The sequence below is a fragment of the Methanolobus bombayensis genome (genome assembly GCF_017873415.1).
GTDB classification, from domain to species: domain Archaea; phylum Halobacteriota; class Methanosarcinia; order Methanosarcinales; family Methanosarcinaceae; genus Methanolobus; species Methanolobus bombayensis.
In genome coordinates this window covers 1-19896 of the sequence record NZ_JAGGKD010000020.1, presented here as the reverse complement: position 1 = coordinate 19896, position 19896 = coordinate 1, and the positions used below count along the sequence as shown (strand labels likewise).

The following is a 19896-nucleotide window of genomic DNA, read 5'->3' as shown; positions in this document are numbered from 1 at the left end:
TAATAAAATATCAATGGCAAGCTGGTTCACTATCGCAAAATGGGAGCTGATGCGGTCAAAACTCAAATTTGACGCACGCTCGATAATCATGCTCATAATAGCGCTTATACTTGTAATAGTAGCATCCTACGCTGCTTCCCAGACAGGAATGAGTATGAACCAGAAGATATACCTTGTAGCTTCTTCACAGCCCGAAGTTCAACCAATAATAGAAACAGACCAGCGCTTTGATCACATGCTTGTTGACAGGTTTGAGGCCAGCGTTTACTACGAATATGGAGCTGACATGGCAATTATAGGCAACAATGTCTACCTGAGTGACACCAGAAAGGCTGCTTCTGCAGGTGATGCGCTGGAGAATACATTCATAGAATACAGGGAACTTGTTCTCACTTCATACAATGATGTAAACAACACTCACCCTGTATGGGTAACTGTCCATGATCTGGAACGACCCCAGGATTTCCAGCTTACAGGAACCGAAGACACAATTGATGAGATAAGCAGAGGTTATAACAGAACCGCTGCCCTTGAAAATGTACCCGGTGGAAAAGAAGGTGGAAGCGGGGACGGCAGTGTAAGGACCGGTTCATCAACAATTTCCCCGGAAGATATTGAAGCACTTGATGCCATGGAAGGAAAGACATTCTTTGAAAGGCAGACCGTTTCAACACCATCGAATTTCAATCCACCTGTACCATTTACAGCGATACTTTACGCATTCCTTTTCATCTTCCCGATATACTTTGTTTCTCAATTCTATTCCACAAGCCTGATGGATGAGCGAACAAACAGAAAAGGAGAACTTGTGCTTATAGCGCCACTTAGAAGCAGGGATGTAGTAATCGGAAAGACCCTCCCATATCTTGTAATAACAATGTTGATACAGGCGGCAATAACCCTGTACATACTCAAGATACCATCAACATTTGCAGATGTTGAAAGAATACTGCTGGTGCTTGCTGCGATTCTGCCGGTAATACTGCTTTTCTTTGCACTTTCATTTTACAGTGCCATCCTTTCAAGAAGTTTCAAGGAACTTACTTTTGCAAGTGTATTCCTCTCAGTAGTGATATCAGGGTACCTGTTCTTCCCGGCAATGTTTGCGAACATCCATGCAATAAGTTCCATTTCCCCCATAACCCTCATAGTCAGGCTCATCGAAGGAGAAACTGTAATGTGGAACACATATATTTTCTCCACACTTCCATTTTACCTTGTAGCAGCAGCAGTGTATGCATTCGGAACTTCTATTTTCAGAGAGGAGGATCTGTTCACCCAGAAATCCATTAGCTCAAAGATAATAGACTGCTTTGAAATGTTCCTTTCATACCGCTATGGATCGGTCTTTTTCCTCAGTATTATCTTCATACCTGTCGTGTACATGACGCAACTTATGCTCATTGTAATGCTCTTCAACCTCCCGGTGCCATATTCAATACTTGCAATGATCCTGTTGTCGGCACTGGCCGAAGAGATTGTCAAATCCATAGGAATCTATACACTTTTCAAGAGAAAGATTACCGATATCACATTCAAAAATGCAATCCGTCTGTCAATACTGGCCGGTGCCGGGTTCTTTGTCGGAGAAAAAGCCGTTGCCGTACTTACACTTGCACCGATTGCAAGTTCAGCTTTCGGAACGGTTATGACAATGGGTGCTTTGTTGCTGATCCCACTCTTACTACACATAACAACTGTGATTATCAATTCGCTTGTAATGTACTGGAAGGGACCGAATGCCTATAAATACGCAGTAGTAGCTGCAACAATATTCCACAGCATATATAACATAACAATTCTCAGGGAGATGCTATTGTGAGCGTAAGAGGCAATTCGTGCCGGAAAATGAAGACTGTGGCAAAGAAAGAATTTAAAGATCTTCTGAAAGAAAAGACCTTCATACTTGCCATTGTGATCCAGCTTTTCATTGCATCATTCTCAACGTTCCTTGTTATAGGTCTGACATCATTCTACGACCCTACTGCACTCGGAGATGTAGACATTGAAGGAGTGAACATCGGAGTTGTGGGAACTGAAGATGATGAACTGTACAAAGTTCTGATAGATAACAATGTACGCACATACCTCTATGATGACTTTATTCCTGCTTACGGAGATTTCTTTGACCGGCGAATAGATGCTATCATTGTCACACCTCTGGGAACAGCCGGAGGCACGGATCTACTCAATGTTGATATATATCTGCCAAAATCAGAGATTAAGGCAACTGTGGTATCGCTTCAACTGAAGGAACCACTGGAAGAATACGAACAGAGTGTGAGGGATGTAAGAACACAAAGACTCCCGGGATATTCCCCAATAGATTTCAACATAATAGAAAGAGGAAGATTTGCCTCTTCAACTTTCTTTGAGTTTGTCTATGTAGCTTTGTTACCACTTCTGGTATTCACACCTGCATTCATTTCCGGCGGACTTATAATTGACTTCATTACAGAAGAATACGAACGCAAAACAATGGACCTGCTTCTGGCATCCCCTGCCTCACTGCTGGAGATAGTAAGTGGAAAAGCCCTGCTTGCAATCCTGATCGTGCCACTGCAATCGTTTGTATGGATACTTCTTCTGTCTATGAACCGAATATCGGTTAATAACTCACTTCAGATTCTGCTGGTGGTCACAATGATAGCAGCCGTCCTTGTATTTTCAAGCACAATGATCGCAGTGTTCTTCAGGGACAGAGGCGTTGCACAACTGCTGTACTCACTTGTGCTGATATTTTTGTTCATGTCCTCATACCTGTTCACAAATTCCCCGCTTAACCTTGTAAGCCGCCTCTCCATTAACAGCATAACTGCACTGGAAAGCTGGACATGGACCGGCATTTACCTGCTTCTGGCATTTGTCCTTTATGTGGCAACAATACTTGTTATCAAAAATGACCCAGATAACATTTAAAAGATAAAAATAAATAGATGATTATAATGCAAATGTACAAGCTTCTTTTATTGACTATTGTACTGATAGCTTTTATAGATCCTGCTAGTTCCACCGCTGTAAGAGAAGAGGACATATGGATTTTTCAGGGTTCATTTGAACTTGGAACAAGTGAAAGAGCATACCTTGAAGGATATACAGTTAAAGTGAACGATATCAATGAAAGTAGTACATCCACTGCAACTCTGCTGATATACAGTAATTCCGTCTTTATGCAGGCATTTGAGGTTGATACAGGAGTAAACAATGAACACACCTATGACGGGGAACTTAAGGTCCAGGTAGATTCCATAGAAGATGGAAAAATATCTCTTAATATATACAAGCATAAATCTGAACTTGTGTGGATCACTGACATCCCGAAGACATCGTTCAAAACCGGAGACTCGCTGTCAGAGGATGATTACCGCATAACACTCAACGGGATAAATGAAGGAGTGGCACAGGTAACTGTGCGGCTGGAGGAAGAAGATTATGAAAGAACGTATAGCAGCGGGGATTACGAAAAGTTCTCAGATGATTTCATGATCAATATAGTGTATATCAATAAGAATACACAGGAAGTTTTTATTGAAACGCTGAAGCCCGGTGCTCCTCAGATCAAAATGGAAATTGGAAATCTCCAGGAAAGTTATGAGCCTAACGAATATGTGGAATACGAACTTATCGTGACAAATAACGGAACCATACCATTACATGGGATAATATTGACCACTGAATGTGCTGATGGTGATGTAGAACTTGTAACACAGCAACATTCAATACTGGATCCGGAGAAAAAGAAAAAGTTCCAGATACGTGTGAAACCTGATGTTAAACCCACAAGCAGAAATATTACGATCCACAACAGTGTTGAAGGCTACGATTACAGAGGCAATGAGTACAATAATGAGATGGACACTGAAGCAACTGTCAATTCATATATTTCCATTGAGAAGGAAGTAAGATCCAGAGACAAGTCGTCTGAAGATCCGGAATTTGGAACGGAACAATATTTCCAGGTAAATATTACAGTTGCTAACATGGCAGGTTTCCAGACTGCAGTTACAGTTAGCGATGTTCTGCCATCAGAATTCATACCAGATGATATTGACAGCACTGAATGGCCAATGGTAATTGGTGCAGGAGAAACAAAATCCATACAATATTTCGCTTCTTCCACCGAACCCGGAGATTTTACCTTTGAACCCGCCACCATTGTCTGGAAAGATAACGGGGAAACCTACAAAATGCAATCCAATCAGATAGAAGGAACATTCCATGTAAGTGGTTCCAAAGTCGTTCTGCAGAAAGAATTAAGTTCCAGCTACATGCTTGTAGGGGAAGTAATTGACATTAGCCTCAAAATCACAAACGATGGAGACAGAGATATAGACATATCATTCAGAGAGACTATACCTGATGGGCTCAGTTATGTGAATGGTGAAAATGAATGGGAAGGAAGATTGGTAGCAGGCAAGGCACGGGAGTTCACATACACAGTAAAGGCTGAAACGTCAGGAGAATATTACCTGCCTGAGACTGAAGTTAGTCTTTCAGACGAAAAAGGGAAAAAAGATAGTGTGGTTTCTGATCAGCTTTTCCTTTTTATTGATGATGAAATTACAGAAATAGAAGAGGAAGCTTACGAGGAAACCTATAATCAGGTTGATGCCTCAGCCTCATATTCAGATAATAAGCAGATTGCCGACCCGGAGATCACAAAGACCGAAGCAGCCGGATTCCTTCTCTCCTCATTTGCAACCCTGTTCTGCATTATAGCTATCGTCCCGACCTTTGCATATTTATTTATATCCAGAGTATATAAGTAATGTCAAAATATTTATCAGGAAAAGAGTATGAACATTGCAGCGTTTATAGGGTCATCAATGCTTTTTGCTTTATTCGCCATTGTAGTGCTCTTTGTCCTTATCAATATGTCATCCAGACTTGCACTTATTATTTTAATTGTAGTACCACTGATATTCATTCTGATGATACCGGACATATCAATAGCTTTTCTTTCCGTCGAGCAGATGTCACTGGCAAACGGACTTGTGCCTGTAAATAACTTTCACATATTGCTGATGCTCTGGTCCACACTAATAGGAGTGATCCTGTACACAGAATTCCTTACCTGGTATCTTGGTAAAGGAATGAAGATGAAGAAAAATCCTGATGGCAGCAATAAAACCAGTATTTCCGCAGGATTAGATAAGATTGTGTACGATGCCATAGGAAAAGCCAAAAGAATCCTAAACAGGCAAAAATAAGCGGGATAAAGCTGTTATGCAAAAAGTGCATCTTTAGTATAGATTAGTGGGGAGTCTGTATGGATGAGGAAGAAAAGATACAAAATAATCATGAAACAATAAACCCGGACGAACATTTCAAGCCAGTTCCATGGAAAGCCGGACTGTATTCTGCGGTTTATCCAGGACTGGGGCAGATGTATAACGGTGATTTTGGCAGAGGGTCATTTTATTTTGTGCTGGCCTTTATACTCATAATTACATTTTACCTGATGGTTCCGATACTTATATTCATTGCATTCTGGTTGTACAATATATATCAGGCTTACAGCTATGCCAGAAGTTTCAGCAAAGGGGAAGAAGCAGTATGAAAATTAAAGTCACAAGAACCGGATGAAAAGATTCTAAAAAATAAAGAGGAGCAATCTGCTCCTTTTATGCGGGATTGTTCCTGTTATATGGTGCTGCAGCAAGCGATGAAACAGTACCTGCTGTAATAGAATTATAGACCGGTTGGGTTGGTGCGAGCCATACGGCACCTGTTCCTTCGAATGTCTGAAGAAGACCTTCCCCGGATGTAAGCTTACCTGCAATTCCCTTTCCTGACCTTTCAACACTGAACTTTACGGAATCTGATCTCAGAAGAGCAAAATTACCATCAACCTGAAGACGTTCATTATCAAGGTTGTATTTCAGTATCTCACACATAGGAACCGGACTTTCCAGTATGCATGTACCTGTTCCGCTTATTTTTGTCTGGAACCATCCTTCTCCGCCAAAAAGACCTGCAGAAATGTTCTTCTGGGAGGCTACTCCTACTTCAAGAGTTGATTCGGAACAGTAGAAGATACCCTTATCCACAATTATAGAACCATTTTCAAGATTTACAATGATAAAATGACTGAAACTTGGTTCAAGGAAGATCTCACCACTGCCCTTGTAAAGAGGATTGAAAGCAGACTCATTTGTGAGTTTGTTCTTTAGCATCTTTTTTGCAAGTCCGCCAACACCACCTATATTTGCGTCACATGAGATGTTGCCTTTCTGGAAATAAAGAGCTCCTGGCTCTACTATTACTCCGCTATTATTCAATGTGACCTTTACCTGTTTAAGGGTCATTCCTGCTTGTTGTACATAGTAAAGGTTCCTTGCAAGCGAAGGATCCTTGCTTCCTTCAAGAGATTTATACTCTATGATCTCGGCTTTGAAATTGCCCTTGTCGACACTGTCAAGAATGTTGATGTTGTTATAGAATTTACTTTCCGCCATTAATACCACATCCAGGTGAGAAAATGTACCAAGGTAAATTAACTTTGCTTTTGGGAATTAATATATAAATGCATAGCATATAAATATATCTTAACTGTAGGATTACAAAATGCATTCTAACCCAATGAAACACGGACATGAACCCTATGAAATTGCAGTTATTCATGGTGGGCCCGGTGCTCCCGGAACTGTGACTGAACTGGCAAAACAACTTTCACATAAACATGGCGTACTGGAACCATTGCAGACTGCCATGAGCATCGAAGGACAGATCAATGAACTAAAAGCGATGCTTAAAAAACATGCAAATATGCCGTTGACATTGATAGGACATTCATGGGGTGCATGGCTGGCTTTTATGTTTACCTCCCGCTATCCAAAATATGTAAAAAAGCTCATTCTTGTCTCCAGCGGACCATTCGAAGAACATTACTCCAGGTTTATCATGAGCACCAGACTGGAAAGACTTGGTGAAAGTGGGAGACAGGAATATCTGCATCTGAGTACAAGCATGAACGATCCTGCTGTACGCAACAAGAATAATGTTTTTGCCAGATTCGGAAAACTGATGTCCTATGCTGATTCCTTTGATATGGAATCCATGTGGAAGATCAATCCGGAACATTGCCATGATTGCTATAATCTCAACAAAAGAGTATGGGAAGAAGCCGACTATCTCAGGAGATCGAAAAAGCTCCTGAGAATGGGAAAAGAAATCCATTGTCCGGTAATTGCCATACATGGAGACTATGACCCGCATCCATACGAAGGTGTGAGGGAACCTCTCTCACAAATAATGGAAAACTTCAGGTTCATACTGCTTGAGAACTGCGGGCATTATCCATGGCTTGAAAGATATGCTTCCGAAGAGTTTTATCAAGCACTGGAAGAAGAGCTGGATTGAATCAGTGCATTTTGAGGAAGTAAAGAAAAGAGATTCTGATGAACAATCATTCATCAGCAACATTGTGATAATAATATTCGCCCTTGGATTTCTGTTCCCTGTCAAGTCTTGAATCCTTTTTGTTTACTCTTGGACGGGAAGTATCTTCATCACGCCTGAATGTGATATCCAGATTTGCCAGGAACTTATTCATACCATCCTGCATGCTGGAAGGCACATGCGCCTTACCATATACCGCAGGTTCACCTTCAAAGACTATGAGACGCTCGCTGAGCATATCGATCATATATATATCGTGGTCAACGACCATTGCGGTCTTACTGTTGTTCTCTGCGAATCTCTTGATGACCTTTGTTGCCATGGAACGCTGTTCTACATCAAGATGGGCACTTGGCTCGTCAAGAATATACATGTCAGCATCCTGACAGAGACATGCTGCAATGGCAACTCTCTGGAGTTCACCACCACTGAGCTCTGTAACCATGCGTTCATATAATCGTTCAATGTTCAATGGCTTTGCAATCTCTGTCTGGAAATAACTGCTGTCAAACTTGTTAGAGATGCCACGCAGGAAATTTTGTACAGGTATCGGAGTATCTGCCTTGATGTACTGCGGCTTGTATGCTATTTTAATATCGAGGTCAAGTTCCCCTTCATCAGGTTCGACCTCACCTGCAAGTATCTTGACAAATGTGGATTTACCGATACCATTGGGACCTACTATTCCCAGAACTTCACCTTCTTTCAGTGAACCGCCATCTGTTGAAAGTGAGAATCCTTCACCGTACTTTTTGGAGAATGCATCGTAGTCAACAAGAGTATTGACATCGGTCTCAACCCTTGGAGGATGAACCTCGAACTTAATTGTTTCAGGGCGGACACGTACATTCTCTTCAGGAAGATAGCCTTTTAGATACTGGTTGATTGCGATGCGAACACCCTTTGGATGAGTGATGACACCATAACCACCGGGTTCACCGTATGCTACATGGACAACATCCGCAAGCATGTCAAGTATAGCAAGGTCGTGTTCAACAACAAGTACAGCTTTATCTTCTGCCATTTCCTGAATAAGCTTGGCTGAATTGATACGCTGATAGATATCGAGATACGGACTAATCTCGTCAAAGAAGTAGAAATCTGCATCTTTGGCAGCACAGGCTGCGATGGCAACCCTCTGGAGTTCACCGCCACTAAGCTCTGTGATCTTGCGGTCCATTACATGTGAAAGGTTCAGGCGCTCAACAAGTTCAGGGAGCATACCTCTTTCATCAGTCTTATCGAGAAGTTCACTTGTTTTGCCTTTGAAAGCCTTTGGGATCATGTCCACATACTGGGGTTTCTGTGAAACTTTGATGTTCCCGTCAACTACGTCACTGAAATAATCATAAAGAGCTGTTCCTGCATAGTGCTCAAGAACTCTTTCCCAATTACCATTCTCCTCTGAAAAATTAGGAACCAACGTGCCTGAAAGAATCTGCACTGCGGTACTTTTACCTATACCATTCGGACCAAGAATACCAGTTACTTTTCCAACCTGGGGAACCGGCAGGCCATACAGGGCAAATCCATTCGGACCATACCTGTGCGTTGGCTCATTAAGTGCTTCAGGAAGACCAATGATCATTATAGCTTCAAAGGGACATTTGTGGATACAGATACCACAACCAACACACATTTCTTCGGATATTATCGGTTTTCCATCCTCTCCGAAGATGATGGTCTCGTCACCCGTTCTCACACGGGGACAGTATTTTTCACACTCGTGACTGCAACGTCTTGGCTGACATCTGTCCTTGTTCAATATGGCAATTCGCATGTAAGATCCCTGTTAGTAAAAGTTAGTTAAATAAAGTGATAAAGACAAAAATAGAAGATCAATTCAGAAGCAATGTCCATGTCACAAGACAAAAGTCAATAACTATGAACTCAACATAGAACCAGTCCTTAAAGCCAAACTCTTTCGGTTTGATCTTGAATATAGGGAATGTGAATTTCATTACATAGAAGGAGATACCTACTATGAACATCATTATAACATACCATTTGATTGTAGGGTCATCACCTACACCAAGCTGCAAATAGGCAATTATACCTGCTGCTATACCTACGATAGAGGCAACTGCCGTTTTGATGATTCCCTCCTTATGAGCCTGCCTCTTTTCCTCCGGCGTTCTCATTTTGAACTGTGACCTTCCGGATCGAGGTTTAGTAGGAGCTGGTTTTGCATCATCAGTGGACTTTGCTTCACTTTTAGTCACTGACGGCTTTTTATTGGATGATTTTGACAAATTGATCTGATCTCCTGGTACAACTTGGATAGTCTGGGTACTATAAAATCAAGTACTTATATAAATGTTTATCCTAAAAGGGAGAACTTCATACAAATTCATTGCTCAGTACATTCTCGATCTTATCAATGGAAAGTGCATTAAAACCGATCGAATCGAGATGTTTTGCAAATCTTCCGGGACGATGGCCGTTAGGATGATAGACAACCGTAAACTCAGGATTGATTTTTTCCACCATATCAACAAGTCCCCGTGCATCAAGATGGTCGCTTATCTGGATTGAAGGATAGCGATAATCACTGCGTCCTGTCATTACGAACTTGGATATATCGGAGGGGAGTTTGTCCAGGTCCCAGGGTGGTACAATACTTATACTGTCACCGCAGCAATTCCCCAGATATTCAAGTTCTCCAGCACCTTCAAGAAGAGTACGTGTAAGTGGAAGTGATTTTTCATCCATTTCAATGATACCATCATAACCAAAACCCCTCAGCAATTCCACAGCTCTCTGGGCTTTGCCGAATGCATAGGCTCCAAAAGCAATTGAAGGATTGTCCCTGAAAGCGTTCTCAAAACCTTCCAGGTCATCATCAAAGAAGCAGGTTGTGTCACCTGGATCACCGTAGTTTGCTTCGGTTATCAGGAGATCACATTCAGGAAGCATGGAGGCATCTTTCACGTCACCTGTGACAAGTATGCGTGTTCCAAGTTCATTTTCCCACATGAACGCTACAGAACCTACTGTATGGAAATTCGGGAATGAGTGGATTTTTACGCCGCTGACCTCAATGGTTTCTCCAACCTTGAATGTCCTGCCTGCATATTTACGGTCATGGCGGATCTCAAGTGCAAGAGCAGTCTTTTCAGAGCAGACTGAAAGGTCAGAAAGCATTGCGGATTTGCCATGATGGTCAGAATGTGCATGGGTGATAAGATAAGCATCAGGTTGCTGGTATTTTGCAGGAGTACGGGTTGTATCAATAGAAAAAGTTACAAGTTTTCCTTCGGTTGATCTGAACTTAATAGAAAGATGTGGTTTGAACGAACCGCGGGAATTCTTCTCCCTGAAAATCATTACACCAAGCTCAACCAGTTCTTTCAATTTCTGCATCCCTCGAAACTGGAATGAGCTTAAGCTATTTACGCTTTTTCAAAAACAGATGAAAACAGGATGTTATGAATTGGCTAAAAACAAGAATAAAAAACAAAATTCAGGTGCTTAAAGCACCTTTTTAAGTTCCTCAAGGAGGATTCCTGAGGTGGTAAGGCCTGTAAAGCGCTTTGCCACTTCTCCGTCTTTGAGAATGATAAGTGTAGGTACTGCCTGAATACCATATTGTGCTGCAAGGCTCTGGTTCTGGTCTACATCAACGACCTTAACATCAATCTGACCTGCAAGTTCAGCTTCAACCTTTTCAAGATGAGGCTTCTGCATCTTACATGGTCCGCACCAGGTTGCACTGAAATCTAAAAGTTCTACTTTGCTCATATAATACACCTCTTTGTTGTATAGTCGATGAATAAATTATTTTTACTTATCGATACAAGAATGCATCATTAATAGGAATGACTTTTCCTACTATTAATTTGTCCCAGCAAATTATATGTCCCTTTTGAACGGTGATGCACGTTGTATACACAACCATGTGAGCAATTCTATATAAGACTTCCGTCTAGCATATAATTACATTCTTCTGATCTTGGAAGTCAGATCAAGAGGTTTTGCATAATAAGGAGCAGTAGTGACTATAAAGTCCACATGTTTTGCATAATCAGAGACCATTTGAAGGTCAATACCACCGACAGCGATCTCAAGATGTGCATTCAGTGCCCTCAGTTCCGGTACGAAAGTTTCCAGCTCTTCCGGGCTGTAATGGTCAAGTAAAAGTATGTCTGCCACCGGAGCAGCTTCCAGAGCTTCTTCCCTGGTTCTTGGCTCGATCTCGATCTTACGCATTGCCCTGAGATTTACCTGCTTTTCCATGACATCAAGGTGGTTCTGTGTGACAAGAATAGAATCACTAAGGGAATTGCGGTGATGGTCACCTCCACCTATTTTTACTGCCTTAAGCTCATATTTCCTGAATCCAGGATGTGTCTTGCGGCTTGTTGCCACCATTATATCAGGATTTGATTTTCTTGCAAGCTCAACAGCAAAGCGTGTTTTTGATGCAATGGCACAGACCATTGAAAGGAATGTCTGTGATATTCTCCAGAGTTTGAAAATGGTTGGCAGGTCACCCTGAGCTTCAAAAATAACATCGTTCGGGTTGAACTCATTCCCATCTGGAACCATGTTCACGACTTCAAGACCATTTTTCCTGTAGAAAGCCGCAAGGTCATCCATACATGCAGCAACACCATGTTCCCTTGATTTTATACGAATCCGGCCATTGCCCCCTATCTCAAGGAATTCGGTAGTTTCGTCTCCGTATGGGCAATCTTCTGCAAGGTAAAGGTCAAAAAAGTCTATCATTTTGTCACCTGACTCATTAATAGTAATGTATGATTCATAACTATTGCTATTTTGAAAAACTAAAAAGAAAATAAAAGGAGGAATCAGTCCTCCAGTGTGGAAATGTCTCCGGGGTCCTGGCCAAGTTCCTGAGCCTTGAGGAGACGTCTCATAATTTTTCCGCTTCGGGTCTTTGGCAGGGATTCCACGAACTCGATCTCTGATGGAATTGCTATCGGACCGAGGTTCATCCTGACGTGGTAGACAAGTTCCAGTTTGAGTTTATCGCTGGCATTGTAGCCCATGCGTAGAATGATGAAAGCCTTGATGGAATCTCCCTTAAGCGGGTCGGGTTTTCCGATAACTGCTGCTTCTGCAACAGCTTCATGGGAAACGAGGGCACTTTCAACTTCTGCACTACCGATGTTGTGACCGGCAACGATCAGGACATCATCGGAACGTCCGAGGATCATAATGTAGCCGTCCTCATCCTTTACAGCAAGATCACCTGCTGCGTAGTAGTTTCCAACAGTGCTCCAGTACTGGCGATATCTCTCATCGTTGTTGTAAACCGTTCTCATCATGCAAGGCCATGGTTCCTTAATAACAAGGAAACCACCTGTTCCGGCTGGAACCGGTTCTCCATTCTCATCAACGACATCTGCAACGATACCCGGAACCGGACGACCTGCAAAGCCAGGCTTCATCGGCTCACCGATAGCGGTTGTGAGCATGTGCATTCCGGTCTCGGTCTGCCACCATGTATCAAGGATCGGACACTTTTTCTTACCGATTACACGATAATACCATTCAAACGCCTCCGGATTGAGAGGTTCACCGACCGAACCCAGTATTCTCAGTGAACTGAGGTTGTACTTTTCAGGCCACTCCTCACCCATTCTCATGAACATTCTGATAGCAGTAGGTGCGGTGTAGAAGATCGTAACATCGAACTCTTCTATCATACCCCACCAGACACCAGGGTCGGGATAATCAGGAGTTGTCTCGGATATCAGGATAGTCGCACCCATTGAGAGCGGACCATATACAATGTAACTGTGGCCTGTGATCCATCCCGGGTCTGCGGTACACCACATGACATCGCTCTCTTTGATGTCGAACATATTCTTTGTAGTATAATATGTACCGACCATGTAACCACCACAGGCATGTACAATTCCCTTTGCAGGACCTGTTGTACCGCTGGTGTAGAGAATGAACAACGGATCCTCGGAATCCATTACCTCAGGTTCACATTCCTTCTCGACATCTTCCATGATCTCATAGAAATCGACCTCTATCTCAGAAAAAAGCTCCATCTGCGGGGTCATTCTCCTGAGAACAACGATCTTCTCTACGCTGGAAGCATTAACAACAGCCTCATCTACAAGTGTCTTAAGGTCGATCCTCTTTCCACGTCTGAGACTTGCATCGGCAGTAATGACTATCTTTGCCTGTGCGTCCTTGATTCTGGAGTGGAGCGCATTAGCACCGAATCCACCAAATACAACACTGTGTACAGCACCGATACGTGCACATGCAAGCATTGCAATTATCTGTTCAGGAACGAAAGGCATGTAGATACAAACCCTGTCACCTTTCTCTACTCCAAGGGACTTGAGACCGTTTGCAAACCTCATGACCTCGCGGTAGAGCTGACGGTATGTAAGGATCTCTTCCTTGCCATCATCGCCTACCCAGATAATAGCTACCTTGTTCCTCTTACCATTCATCACGTGCCTGTCAAGACAGTTGTGAGTGATATTCATTTTACCATTGGTAAACCATTTTGCATATGGATGATTCCATTCTCTGACCTTATCCCATTTCTCGAACCACTCAAGTTCTTCAGCAACGTTTTCCCAGTGTTTTTCAGGGTCTTTAAGGAATTCATTATAAACAGTTTCATAATCGCCTATCCATGAATTTTCTTTTACGGAAGGATCAGGAAGATAGCTTTTCCCGTCCAATTTGACATCAAAATTTTCAGACATGTTCACTCCATTCATAACTAATAATCATTATGTTTCTTTTATGACCCTGATTTATCTCAAGGTCTTGAACCAATACCTGCAGAGCAACCGTCTCATGTCATTTTGAAAAACAAACAAAGATTCCATACAGAATCCCGGGACATGAAAAGGACCGCATTGAAGGAGCAATATAAAGACTCCTCAACTATCATTTATAATCATGATAATAGTATATACTTATTTTGGTCCCTATAAACATACCACATAACACAACCATGGAGATTCATATGAAAAGATATGAGAAATATAATAACAACTGTCACCGTCAAAATGCCAACATGACATGATAAATGAATCTCAGAGAGAATAAACTCCTGACAAAATAAAATAATAAAAAGAGAAAAAGAATTATGATGAGAGTGCCAGAATTGCTTCTGCAAGGTCACCGTTTGCATTTTTCAAAGCTTCTCGTGCCTGTTCCTCTGAAACACCGGCCTGCTCGGCAACCATTCTCACATCATCATCGGGTATCTCTAATTCCCTGGCGACCTCTTCCGGAGTACCAACTACCTGATAGGTATCCACACCCTGGGCGTTCATTATTGAAACATTTGCATCGTTAAAAACAATGTCCTTATCTGCTGTTCTTATAATGACCTGTTCAACATCATCGATCTCAGTGATGTTAATACCCATCTGTTTCATCATCTGTTTAACTTTTGCAGGGTTCATGCCCCTGCCACCTATTCCCGGAAACATTTAATCACCTTTAATATGAATAAATAACCCAATTAGTTTATTCTATTAAAAAGTTACTTAGCAGCAACCGCCGCCACATGACGATGTATTGCAGCCGCCACCGTTCTGGTTGTCGATGATGAAGCCTTTTCCGGATGGACCGTCAACGTAGTCGATCTTTGCTTCTGCAAGGCCGTCTGCATCATCCTTGTTCATTACGATCTTAAGACCTTTATCCTCTATAACTACATCGTGTTCTTCACTGATATTGTCTTCAAGGGACATTCCATACTGCACACCGCAGCAGCTCATTCCTGCAACGAAAACTCTGAGAGCGAGACCCTGTTTATCCTGTTCTTCAAGCAGTGATTTTAATTCAACTGCTGCATTGTCAGTTACTTCTACCATTATTGATTCCTCATTATTTGTCTAAATTTAATGCAAGGTGACTAACCGGGTAATCCCTTATATGTGTTATTGATATATAAGTTATTCGTACATGTACGAACTTTCGTGCATGTATCAGGAAGATTGCGAGATTCAGACAAATTCAACATCGTCATCCACAGGATTCCGCAAAACCTCACCGTTTGAAGCATTTATTTCCACGGAATTCCTCTGGCCCTTTACCTCCCAGACCGGGACATACACAAGTTCTACCTTTAGGTCAATATCTGAAAGTGCTGGTTTAAACCTTTTATGTTCGGAAATAATGGCATCTCCCTGCATATCATCAAAACGCAGGTCACGGGTATATTCCTCAACAATGTCATTAAGCAGTTTGTCAGTTGCTTCTTCCTCGGTTGTAACAGGCATCTTTACATCGTATTCCACATTCGGAACTGCAACAGTCTTCTGGATGTTTTCAAGATCCATTTCTTCCTTGTTACCATTAAGAGCATTGATATAGCCGGATCCATCTCCGGAGATATCAATTATTTTTGAGCGATAACGGTGCTCTACACCCAGAGAATAATCAAATTTCCAGAATGGAACAAATTTAAGCATTGCTGCATTTGCTCCGCGTATATGCGGAGCAGCTATTGAATATGCCCTATCTACCGAAATATTAACAGGAGAAGAGTGTAAGCTCATGATGACCGGGTCATCAGAAGGTGAACCTGTCGTAGAAGGAGTATATCCTGAAAGGAACTCTGTTTCAGATTTAGCTTCCGGTCCTTCAAATGTCTCAGATACAAAAGAGGGTTCTATTGCTGGTTCTGAGGCGGGAGCTTCAGCACGGGGACGATAATATTGCACTTCAGTCGGAGTTTCTTCTGGAATAACAGGCGGTCTTGGAGGACGTGATGCCAGAGATTCTTCAAGTGCACTGGTTTCTACATGAGGTGAGGAACCAGTACCAAATATAGCATCTATAGCATCTTTTGCAACTTCGTCAACACTGTTAAGGGCAGCTTTCTTTGCAGATGGTTCCAGAAGTTCAAGCTCTGTGGTGGATCCTTCCATATCTGCAAGGATAGCCCTCCCGATCTGTGCAGCCAGATCATCACGTGTCCACACAGACAAACCGCAATTAAGTGCCTGAAGTAAGAATGTGTCACTCACTTCACCTGCCATGATGTAAAGACCCTGGCCTTCTGTCAGCTGGCTTTCAAAATCCTTAATATCATCAAGATCGGGATTGTAAGAGAGTTTAATAAATGTCTTTATGCCGTTCTTTTCGGCAACCATGTCATATCTAAAAGAATCGGACATGTCGTAGCCCGATGATATGAAAATATCCCTCAATATTCGCACTAGTTCCTGTTTCATTATGATCATTATCCATTTTGCCGATTAAGTAAAATAGCTTTCTGTGAATAAAAAAGTAAAGGTAAAAAAAGACCCGAAAACGGGCCTCGATCAGAGTACACGAGTAGTTGTCTCAAGCTCAATTCCCTTATTTGTCACCATATAGGATATTGTTCTATTAGGAACCAGCATTCCGCGCATCTTGCGTATCATGATCGTTCGCTCGATCTCGCTTCCACGTTCCTTTATCCTGAATTCCACTACTCCGTCACAGATGTGGCGTAACGTGTTCTCTGTTACAGAGTCATGCATGCCAGCCGTCATTAATATGAGATGAATGGCCCCTGTGGCTTTGCCTATGGAAGATATCATTTCAATTACTTCCACCACGGTGTTCAGATTATAAGCACGCAGGAAATAGGAGATTGAATCCACAACACCACGATATTTCTGGTTTCTTGGCTGCTTTACTGTAGCCTTGAGAAGACCCATGGAATCAATTCCCTTTTTGAGGAAATCCTTAGCCGAAAGATCACTTGTGAACTCTTTTGGAAGAACACTGTAGAATCTTGGAAGATATGCGTCCACAAATTTAAGACTCTCATCCTCTACATATTTTTCCACATCCCATTTCATCTCTTCCATCTCATCAATGATTTCCTGAGCAGGGTGCTCCGAAGTAAAATAGAAGACATCTTCATTATTCAGAAGACCACCATACACAAACTGCTGGGCAAACATCTCGGAGTTTGCTCCCGGTTCTGCAAGAACCAGAATAGTTGTTCCCGGAGGAACCCCTCCTCCTAGCTGCACATCCAGTCCGGCTATTCCTGTAGGGATTCTGAATCCACCTGTACCATCAAAACTATAATCCATTGTCTGACCCCTGATAATAAACACATTCATAATTAATTTTTGAACAATTATATTAATACAGATAGATAATAGTATTTTATAGTATATAGCAATTAGTGGTGCATATGATAAATCTCGATGATCTTAAATATGACAATGGTCTCATCCAGGCCATTGCACAGGACAATGATACAAAAGAAGTTCTGATGTGCGCTTTCATGAACCGGGAAGCCCTTGAGAGAACAATTGAGACCGGTATCGCACATTACTGGAGCCGCAGCAGACAAAGTCTCTGGAAGAAAGGAGAAAGTTCAGGTCACATCCAGAAAATCGTGGAGATACGCATTGATTGCGACATGGATGCTATTCTGATGCTGGTCGAGCAGACAGGCGGAGCCTGCCACACAGGATTCAGATCATGCTTTTACAGGACAATTGAAGGGAAAGAGATCGGTGAGAAGATTTTCGATCCGGAAAATGTCTACTGATTAATCAATATAATATTATAGAAGCAAAAGCTATTCCTAATTATGGAAGAGAGTTCACAAAAAAGACAAATAATCGTTCCTGATACCAGTGCCGTGATTGACGGCATCCTTTCAAAAAGGATAATTGACGAAGGATTGAAGGACATAGATGTTCACGTGCCTGAAGCTGTTATGGCAGAGCTTGAAGCCCAGGCAAACAGGGGACTTGAGATCGGATATAAGGGTCTTGAAGAGATTCAGGAGCTGCAGAGATTCGCTGAAAATGGCGATATAGAATTATTTTTCACAGGTGTCAGACCTAATTCTGACCAGGTTAAACTTGCAAAGGGTGGAGAGATTGATGCCCTTATCAGGGAAACAGCAGTTGAGCTTAATGCTAAATTCGTTACCGGAGACAGGGTCCAGTCTCTTGTTGCAAAAGCAAAGGGACTTGACACTGATTTTGTTAAACCCCCGATGGAAGAGTTCGGACCACTTCTTATTGATGAGTTCTTTACACCTGACACAATGTCGGTGCACCTGAAACATAAGGTACCTCCAATGGCAAAAAGAGGTTCCATTGGAAACGTACAATACATGAAGATCAGGGATGAGCCATGTACATACCAGGAACTGAAAAATATCTCAAGGGAATTGCTTGACAGGGCACGCTCTGACCTTGAATCATTCACAGAGATGTCATTCAGTGGTGCAACGGTACTCCAGATAAGGAATATGAGAATAGCTATTTCCACACCGCCTTTCTCTGACGATGTGGAGATCACAATTGTAAGACCTGTGGCATCGGTCTCACTAGAAGAATATCGCCTGAGTGATGTACTTAAGGACAGGATAAGAACCCAGAGAGGAATTCTCATCTCCGGACCACCTGGTGCAGGAAAATCTACATTTGCAGCAGGTGTTGCGATCTACCTGAAGGAAAAGGGATTTGTGGTCAAGACCATGGAATCACCACGTGACCTGCAGGTTCCGGGAGAGATCACGCAATACGCACCTCTTGATGGCAGTCTGGAAAATACCGCAGATGTATTGCTGCTTGTGCGTCCAGACTATACTATATATGACGAGGTGCGCAAGACAAAAGACTTCGAGACCTTTGCAGACATGAGACTTGCAGGTGTGGGTATGATAGGAGTTGTCCATGCAAACCGTGCAGTTGATGCCATCCAGAGACTTATCGGCAGGGTGGAGCTTGGAGTGATTCCACAGGTTGTTGACACGGTTATCTTCATCGACAAAGGAGAGATAGCAAAAGTTCAGGTGCTTGAGTTCACTGTGAAGGTTCCTGCCGGAATGATGGAAGCAGACCTTGCAAGACCGGTTATTCTTATATCTGATCTTGAGACCGGAAAAAGCGAGTTTGAAATCTACACCTACGGTGAGCAGGTTGTTGTCATGCCGCTTGGAAAGGAAGAACAAAGGAGTCCTTCCTGGAAACTGGCTGAAGGAGAAGTGCAGGATTACATCAGTAACTACGCCAAGGGTCCGATAGAGGTGGAAATGGTCTCAGATAACCGTGCATTTGTTCGTGTAAGGGATAAGGACCTTCCAAGGGTTATAGGCAAAGGCGGGAAGACCATTGATGAAATTGAAAGGTCATTGGGCATCCACATTGATGTACGAAAGTTCGAGGATGGTGAAGAACGCAGACCCCGTGAAAAGAAGGAACATCACCCAATAGTCGAGCGTACTAAAAAGCATGTGATACTCAATGTTCCCGAAGCTGCAACAAGAGATGTTGAAGTCTATGCAGGAGAAGGATTCCTGTTCTCTGCAACTGTTGGCAGACATGGAGATATCAAGGTGAGAGCAGACTCAGAGGTTGCACAGGATATTTTGTATGCCCTGCAGGAAGGAGAAGTTTTGTGGGTGAAGGAAATCTGAAGATATATTATAGTTACTAACCAAACTTTTATTACTTATAACCTATAATAATAAATTATGGTTAAAACTGAACAAATTCCAATTGAACATCACCTTTC

19 protein-coding genes are annotated in these 19896 nt (G+C 42.3%); 8 read left to right on the top strand and 11 right to left on the bottom strand.

What is annotated here, in order from left to right:
- The first annotated feature begins 13 nt into the window (after positions 1 to 13).
- From J2746_RS13555 to J2746_RS13535, 5 genes are read left to right on the top strand one after another with little or no spacing between them, the layout of a single operon-like run.
- The gene (locus tag J2746_RS13555) at positions 14 to 1822 is read left to right on the top strand and encodes an ABC transporter permease (RefSeq protein WP_209622181.1); all 1809 of its coding nucleotides are present in this window, start codon (positions 14 to 16) and stop codon (positions 1820 to 1822) included.
- Positions 1819 to 2919 carry an ABC transporter permease gene (locus J2746_RS13550; protein WP_342451851.1) on the top strand — a complete coding sequence of 367 codons (1101 nt, stop codon included), beginning with the start codon at positions 1819 to 1821 and terminating at the stop codon, positions 2917 to 2919. Before J2746_RS13555 ends, J2746_RS13550 begins: the two co-directional genes overlap by 4 nt.
- Before the next feature lie 26 nt (positions 2920 to 2945).
- Positions 2946 to 4769, top strand: a complete 1824-nt coding sequence (locus tag J2746_RS13545) for a COG1361 family protein (protein ID WP_209622179.1) — start codon at positions 2946 to 2948, stop codon at positions 4767 to 4769.
- Between the two features lie 27 nt (positions 4770 to 4796).
- Complete coding sequence (locus J2746_RS13540; protein ID WP_209622176.1) at positions 4797 to 5210, top strand: hypothetical protein; 414 nt, start codon at positions 4797 to 4799, stop codon at positions 5208 to 5210.
- Positions 5211 to 5269: 59 nt separating this feature from the next.
- Positions 5270 to 5560: a hypothetical protein gene (locus tag J2746_RS13535; protein WP_209622173.1), complete on the top strand. Its 291-nt coding sequence runs from the start codon at positions 5270 to 5272 to the stop codon at positions 5558 to 5560.
- Between the two features lie 64 nt (positions 5561 to 5624).
- On the opposite strand, the gene J2746_RS13530 is transcribed toward J2746_RS13535, so the two are convergent.
- The gene (locus tag J2746_RS13530; protein WP_209622170.1) at positions 5625 to 6458 is read right to left on the bottom strand and encodes an AIM24 family protein; all 834 of its coding nucleotides are present in this window, start codon (positions 6456 to 6458) and stop codon (positions 5625 to 5627) included.
- Positions 6459 to 6567: 109 nt separating this feature from the next.
- On the opposite strand from J2746_RS13530, the gene J2746_RS13525 reads away from it, so the two are divergent.
- Positions 6568 to 7362, top strand: a complete 795-nt coding sequence (locus J2746_RS13525; protein ID WP_209622167.1) for an alpha/beta fold hydrolase — start codon at positions 6568 to 6570, stop codon at positions 7360 to 7362.
- 46 nt (positions 7363 to 7408) lie between these two features.
- Here the strand turns inward: J2746_RS13525 and J2746_RS13520 are convergent, their stop codons facing one another.
- The 10 genes from J2746_RS13520 to J2746_RS13475 form a co-directional block, all read right to left on the bottom strand.
- Positions 7409 to 9181 carry a ribosome biogenesis/translation initiation ATPase RLI gene (locus J2746_RS13520; protein ID WP_209622164.1) on the bottom strand — a complete coding sequence of 591 codons (1773 nt, stop codon included), beginning with the start codon at positions 9179 to 9181 and terminating at the stop codon, positions 7409 to 7411.
- Positions 9182 to 9239: 58 nt separating this feature from the next.
- Positions 9240 to 9653 carry an EMC6-like membrane protein gene (locus J2746_RS13515; protein WP_245250179.1) on the bottom strand — a complete coding sequence of 138 codons (414 nt, stop codon included), beginning with the start codon at positions 9651 to 9653 and terminating at the stop codon, positions 9240 to 9242.
- An 88-nt stretch (positions 9654 to 9741) separates the two neighbouring features.
- On the bottom strand, positions 9742 to 10764 hold the full coding sequence (locus tag J2746_RS13510) for an MBL fold metallo-hydrolase (protein ID WP_209622162.1): 1023 nt from the start codon (positions 10762 to 10764) through the stop codon (positions 9742 to 9744).
- Between the two features lie 108 nt (positions 10765 to 10872).
- Positions 10873 to 11151, bottom strand: a complete 279-nt coding sequence (locus J2746_RS13505; protein WP_342451850.1) for a thioredoxin family protein — start codon at positions 11149 to 11151, stop codon at positions 10873 to 10875.
- A 186-nt stretch (positions 11152 to 11337) separates the two neighbouring features.
- A complete protein-coding gene (locus J2746_RS13500; protein WP_209622154.1) occupies positions 11338 to 12129 on the bottom strand; it encodes a beta/alpha barrel domain-containing protein in 792 nt (263 codons plus the stop codon).
- An 83-nt stretch (positions 12130 to 12212) separates the two neighbouring features.
- Complete coding sequence (gene acs / locus J2746_RS13495) at positions 12213 to 14102, bottom strand: acetate--CoA ligase (protein WP_209622151.1); 1890 nt, start codon at positions 14100 to 14102, stop codon at positions 12213 to 12215.
- Between the two features lie 387 nt (positions 14103 to 14489).
- Positions 14490 to 14840, bottom strand: coding sequence for a nascent polypeptide-associated complex protein (locus tag J2746_RS13490; protein WP_209622148.1), 351 nt, complete (start codon positions 14838 to 14840; stop codon positions 14490 to 14492).
- Positions 14841 to 14897: 57 nt separating this feature from the next.
- Positions 14898 to 15227 carry a HesB/IscA family protein gene (locus J2746_RS13485; RefSeq protein ID WP_209622146.1) on the bottom strand — a complete coding sequence of 110 codons (330 nt, stop codon included), beginning with the start codon at positions 15225 to 15227 and terminating at the stop codon, positions 14898 to 14900.
- A 132-nt stretch (positions 15228 to 15359) separates the two neighbouring features.
- Positions 15360 to 16592 (bottom strand): hypothetical protein, encoded by a 1233-nt coding sequence (locus tag J2746_RS13480; RefSeq protein WP_209622143.1) that lies wholly within the window; start codon positions 16590 to 16592, stop codon positions 15360 to 15362.
- Between the two features lie 90 nt (positions 16593 to 16682).
- On the bottom strand, positions 16683 to 17447 hold the full coding sequence (locus J2746_RS13475; RefSeq protein ID WP_209622140.1) for an RAD55 family ATPase: 765 nt from the start codon (positions 17445 to 17447) through the stop codon (positions 16683 to 16685).
- A gap of 104 nt (positions 17448 to 17551) precedes the next feature.
- On the opposite strand from J2746_RS13475, the gene hisI reads away from it, so the two are divergent.
- Together hisI and J2746_RS13465 are read left to right on the top strand one after the other, a co-directional pair.
- On the top strand, positions 17552 to 17914 hold the full coding sequence (gene hisI, locus J2746_RS13470) for a phosphoribosyl-AMP cyclohydrolase (RefSeq protein ID WP_209622137.1): 363 nt from the start codon (positions 17552 to 17554) through the stop codon (positions 17912 to 17914).
- 42 nt (positions 17915 to 17956) lie between these two features.
- Positions 17957 to 19798: a PINc/VapC family ATPase gene (locus J2746_RS13465; protein ID WP_209622134.1), complete on the top strand. Its 1842-nt coding sequence runs from the start codon at positions 17957 to 17959 to the stop codon at positions 19796 to 19798.
- Positions 19799 to 19896 lie beyond the last annotated feature (98 nt).

Bases quoted from the DNA above. Each gene is read 5' to 3' on its own strand.
- J2746_RS13555 (WP_209622181.1), top strand. From the start codon at position 14: ATGGCAAGCTGGTTCACTATCGCAAAATGGGAGCTGATGCGGTCAAAA.
- J2746_RS13545 (WP_209622179.1), top strand. From the start codon at position 2,946: ATGCAAATGTACAAGCTTCTTTTATTGACTATTGTACTGATAGCTTTT.
- J2746_RS13540 (WP_209622176.1), top strand. From the start codon at position 4,797: ATGAACATTGCAGCGTTTATAGGGTCATCAATGCTTTTTGCTTTATTC.
- J2746_RS13535 (WP_209622173.1), top strand. From the start codon at position 5,270: ATGGATGAGGAAGAAAAGATACAAAATAATCATGAAACAATAAACCCG.
- J2746_RS13530 (WP_209622170.1), bottom strand. From the start codon at position 6,458: ATGGCGGAAAGTAAATTCTATAACAACATCAACATTCTTGACAGTGTC.
- J2746_RS13525 (WP_209622167.1), top strand. From the start codon at position 6,568: ATGCATTCTAACCCAATGAAACACGGACATGAACCCTATGAAATTGCA.
- J2746_RS13520 (WP_209622164.1), bottom strand. From the start codon at position 9,181: ATGCGAATTGCCATATTGAACAAGGACAGATGTCAGCCAAGACGTTGC.
- J2746_RS13510 (WP_209622162.1), bottom strand. From the start codon at position 10,764: ATGCAGAAATTGAAAGAACTGGTTGAGCTTGGTGTAATGATTTTCAGG.
- J2746_RS13500 (WP_209622154.1), bottom strand. From the start codon at position 12,129: ATGATAGACTTTTTTGACCTTTACCTTGCAGAAGATTGCCCATACGGA.
- acs (WP_209622151.1), bottom strand. From the start codon at position 14,102: ATGTCTGAAAATTTTGATGTCAAATTGGACGGGAAAAGCTATCTTCCT.
- J2746_RS13490 (WP_209622148.1), bottom strand. From the start codon at position 14,840: ATGTTTCCGGGAATAGGTGGCAGGGGCATGAACCCTGCAAAAGTTAAA.
- J2746_RS13485 (WP_209622146.1), bottom strand. From the start codon at position 15,227: ATGGTAGAAGTAACTGACAATGCAGCAGTTGAATTAAAATCACTGCTT.
- J2746_RS13480 (WP_209622143.1), bottom strand. From the start codon at position 16,592: ATGAAACAGGAACTAGTGCGAATATTGAGGGATATTTTCATATCATCG.
- J2746_RS13475 (WP_209622140.1), bottom strand. From the start codon at position 17,447: ATGGATTATAGTTTTGATGGTACAGGTGGATTCAGAATCCCTACAGGA.
- hisI (WP_209622137.1), top strand. From the start codon at position 17,552: ATGATAAATCTCGATGATCTTAAATATGACAATGGTCTCATCCAGGCC.
- J2746_RS13465 (WP_209622134.1), top strand. From the start codon at position 17,957: ATGGAAGAGAGTTCACAAAAAAGACAAATAATCGTTCCTGATACCAGT.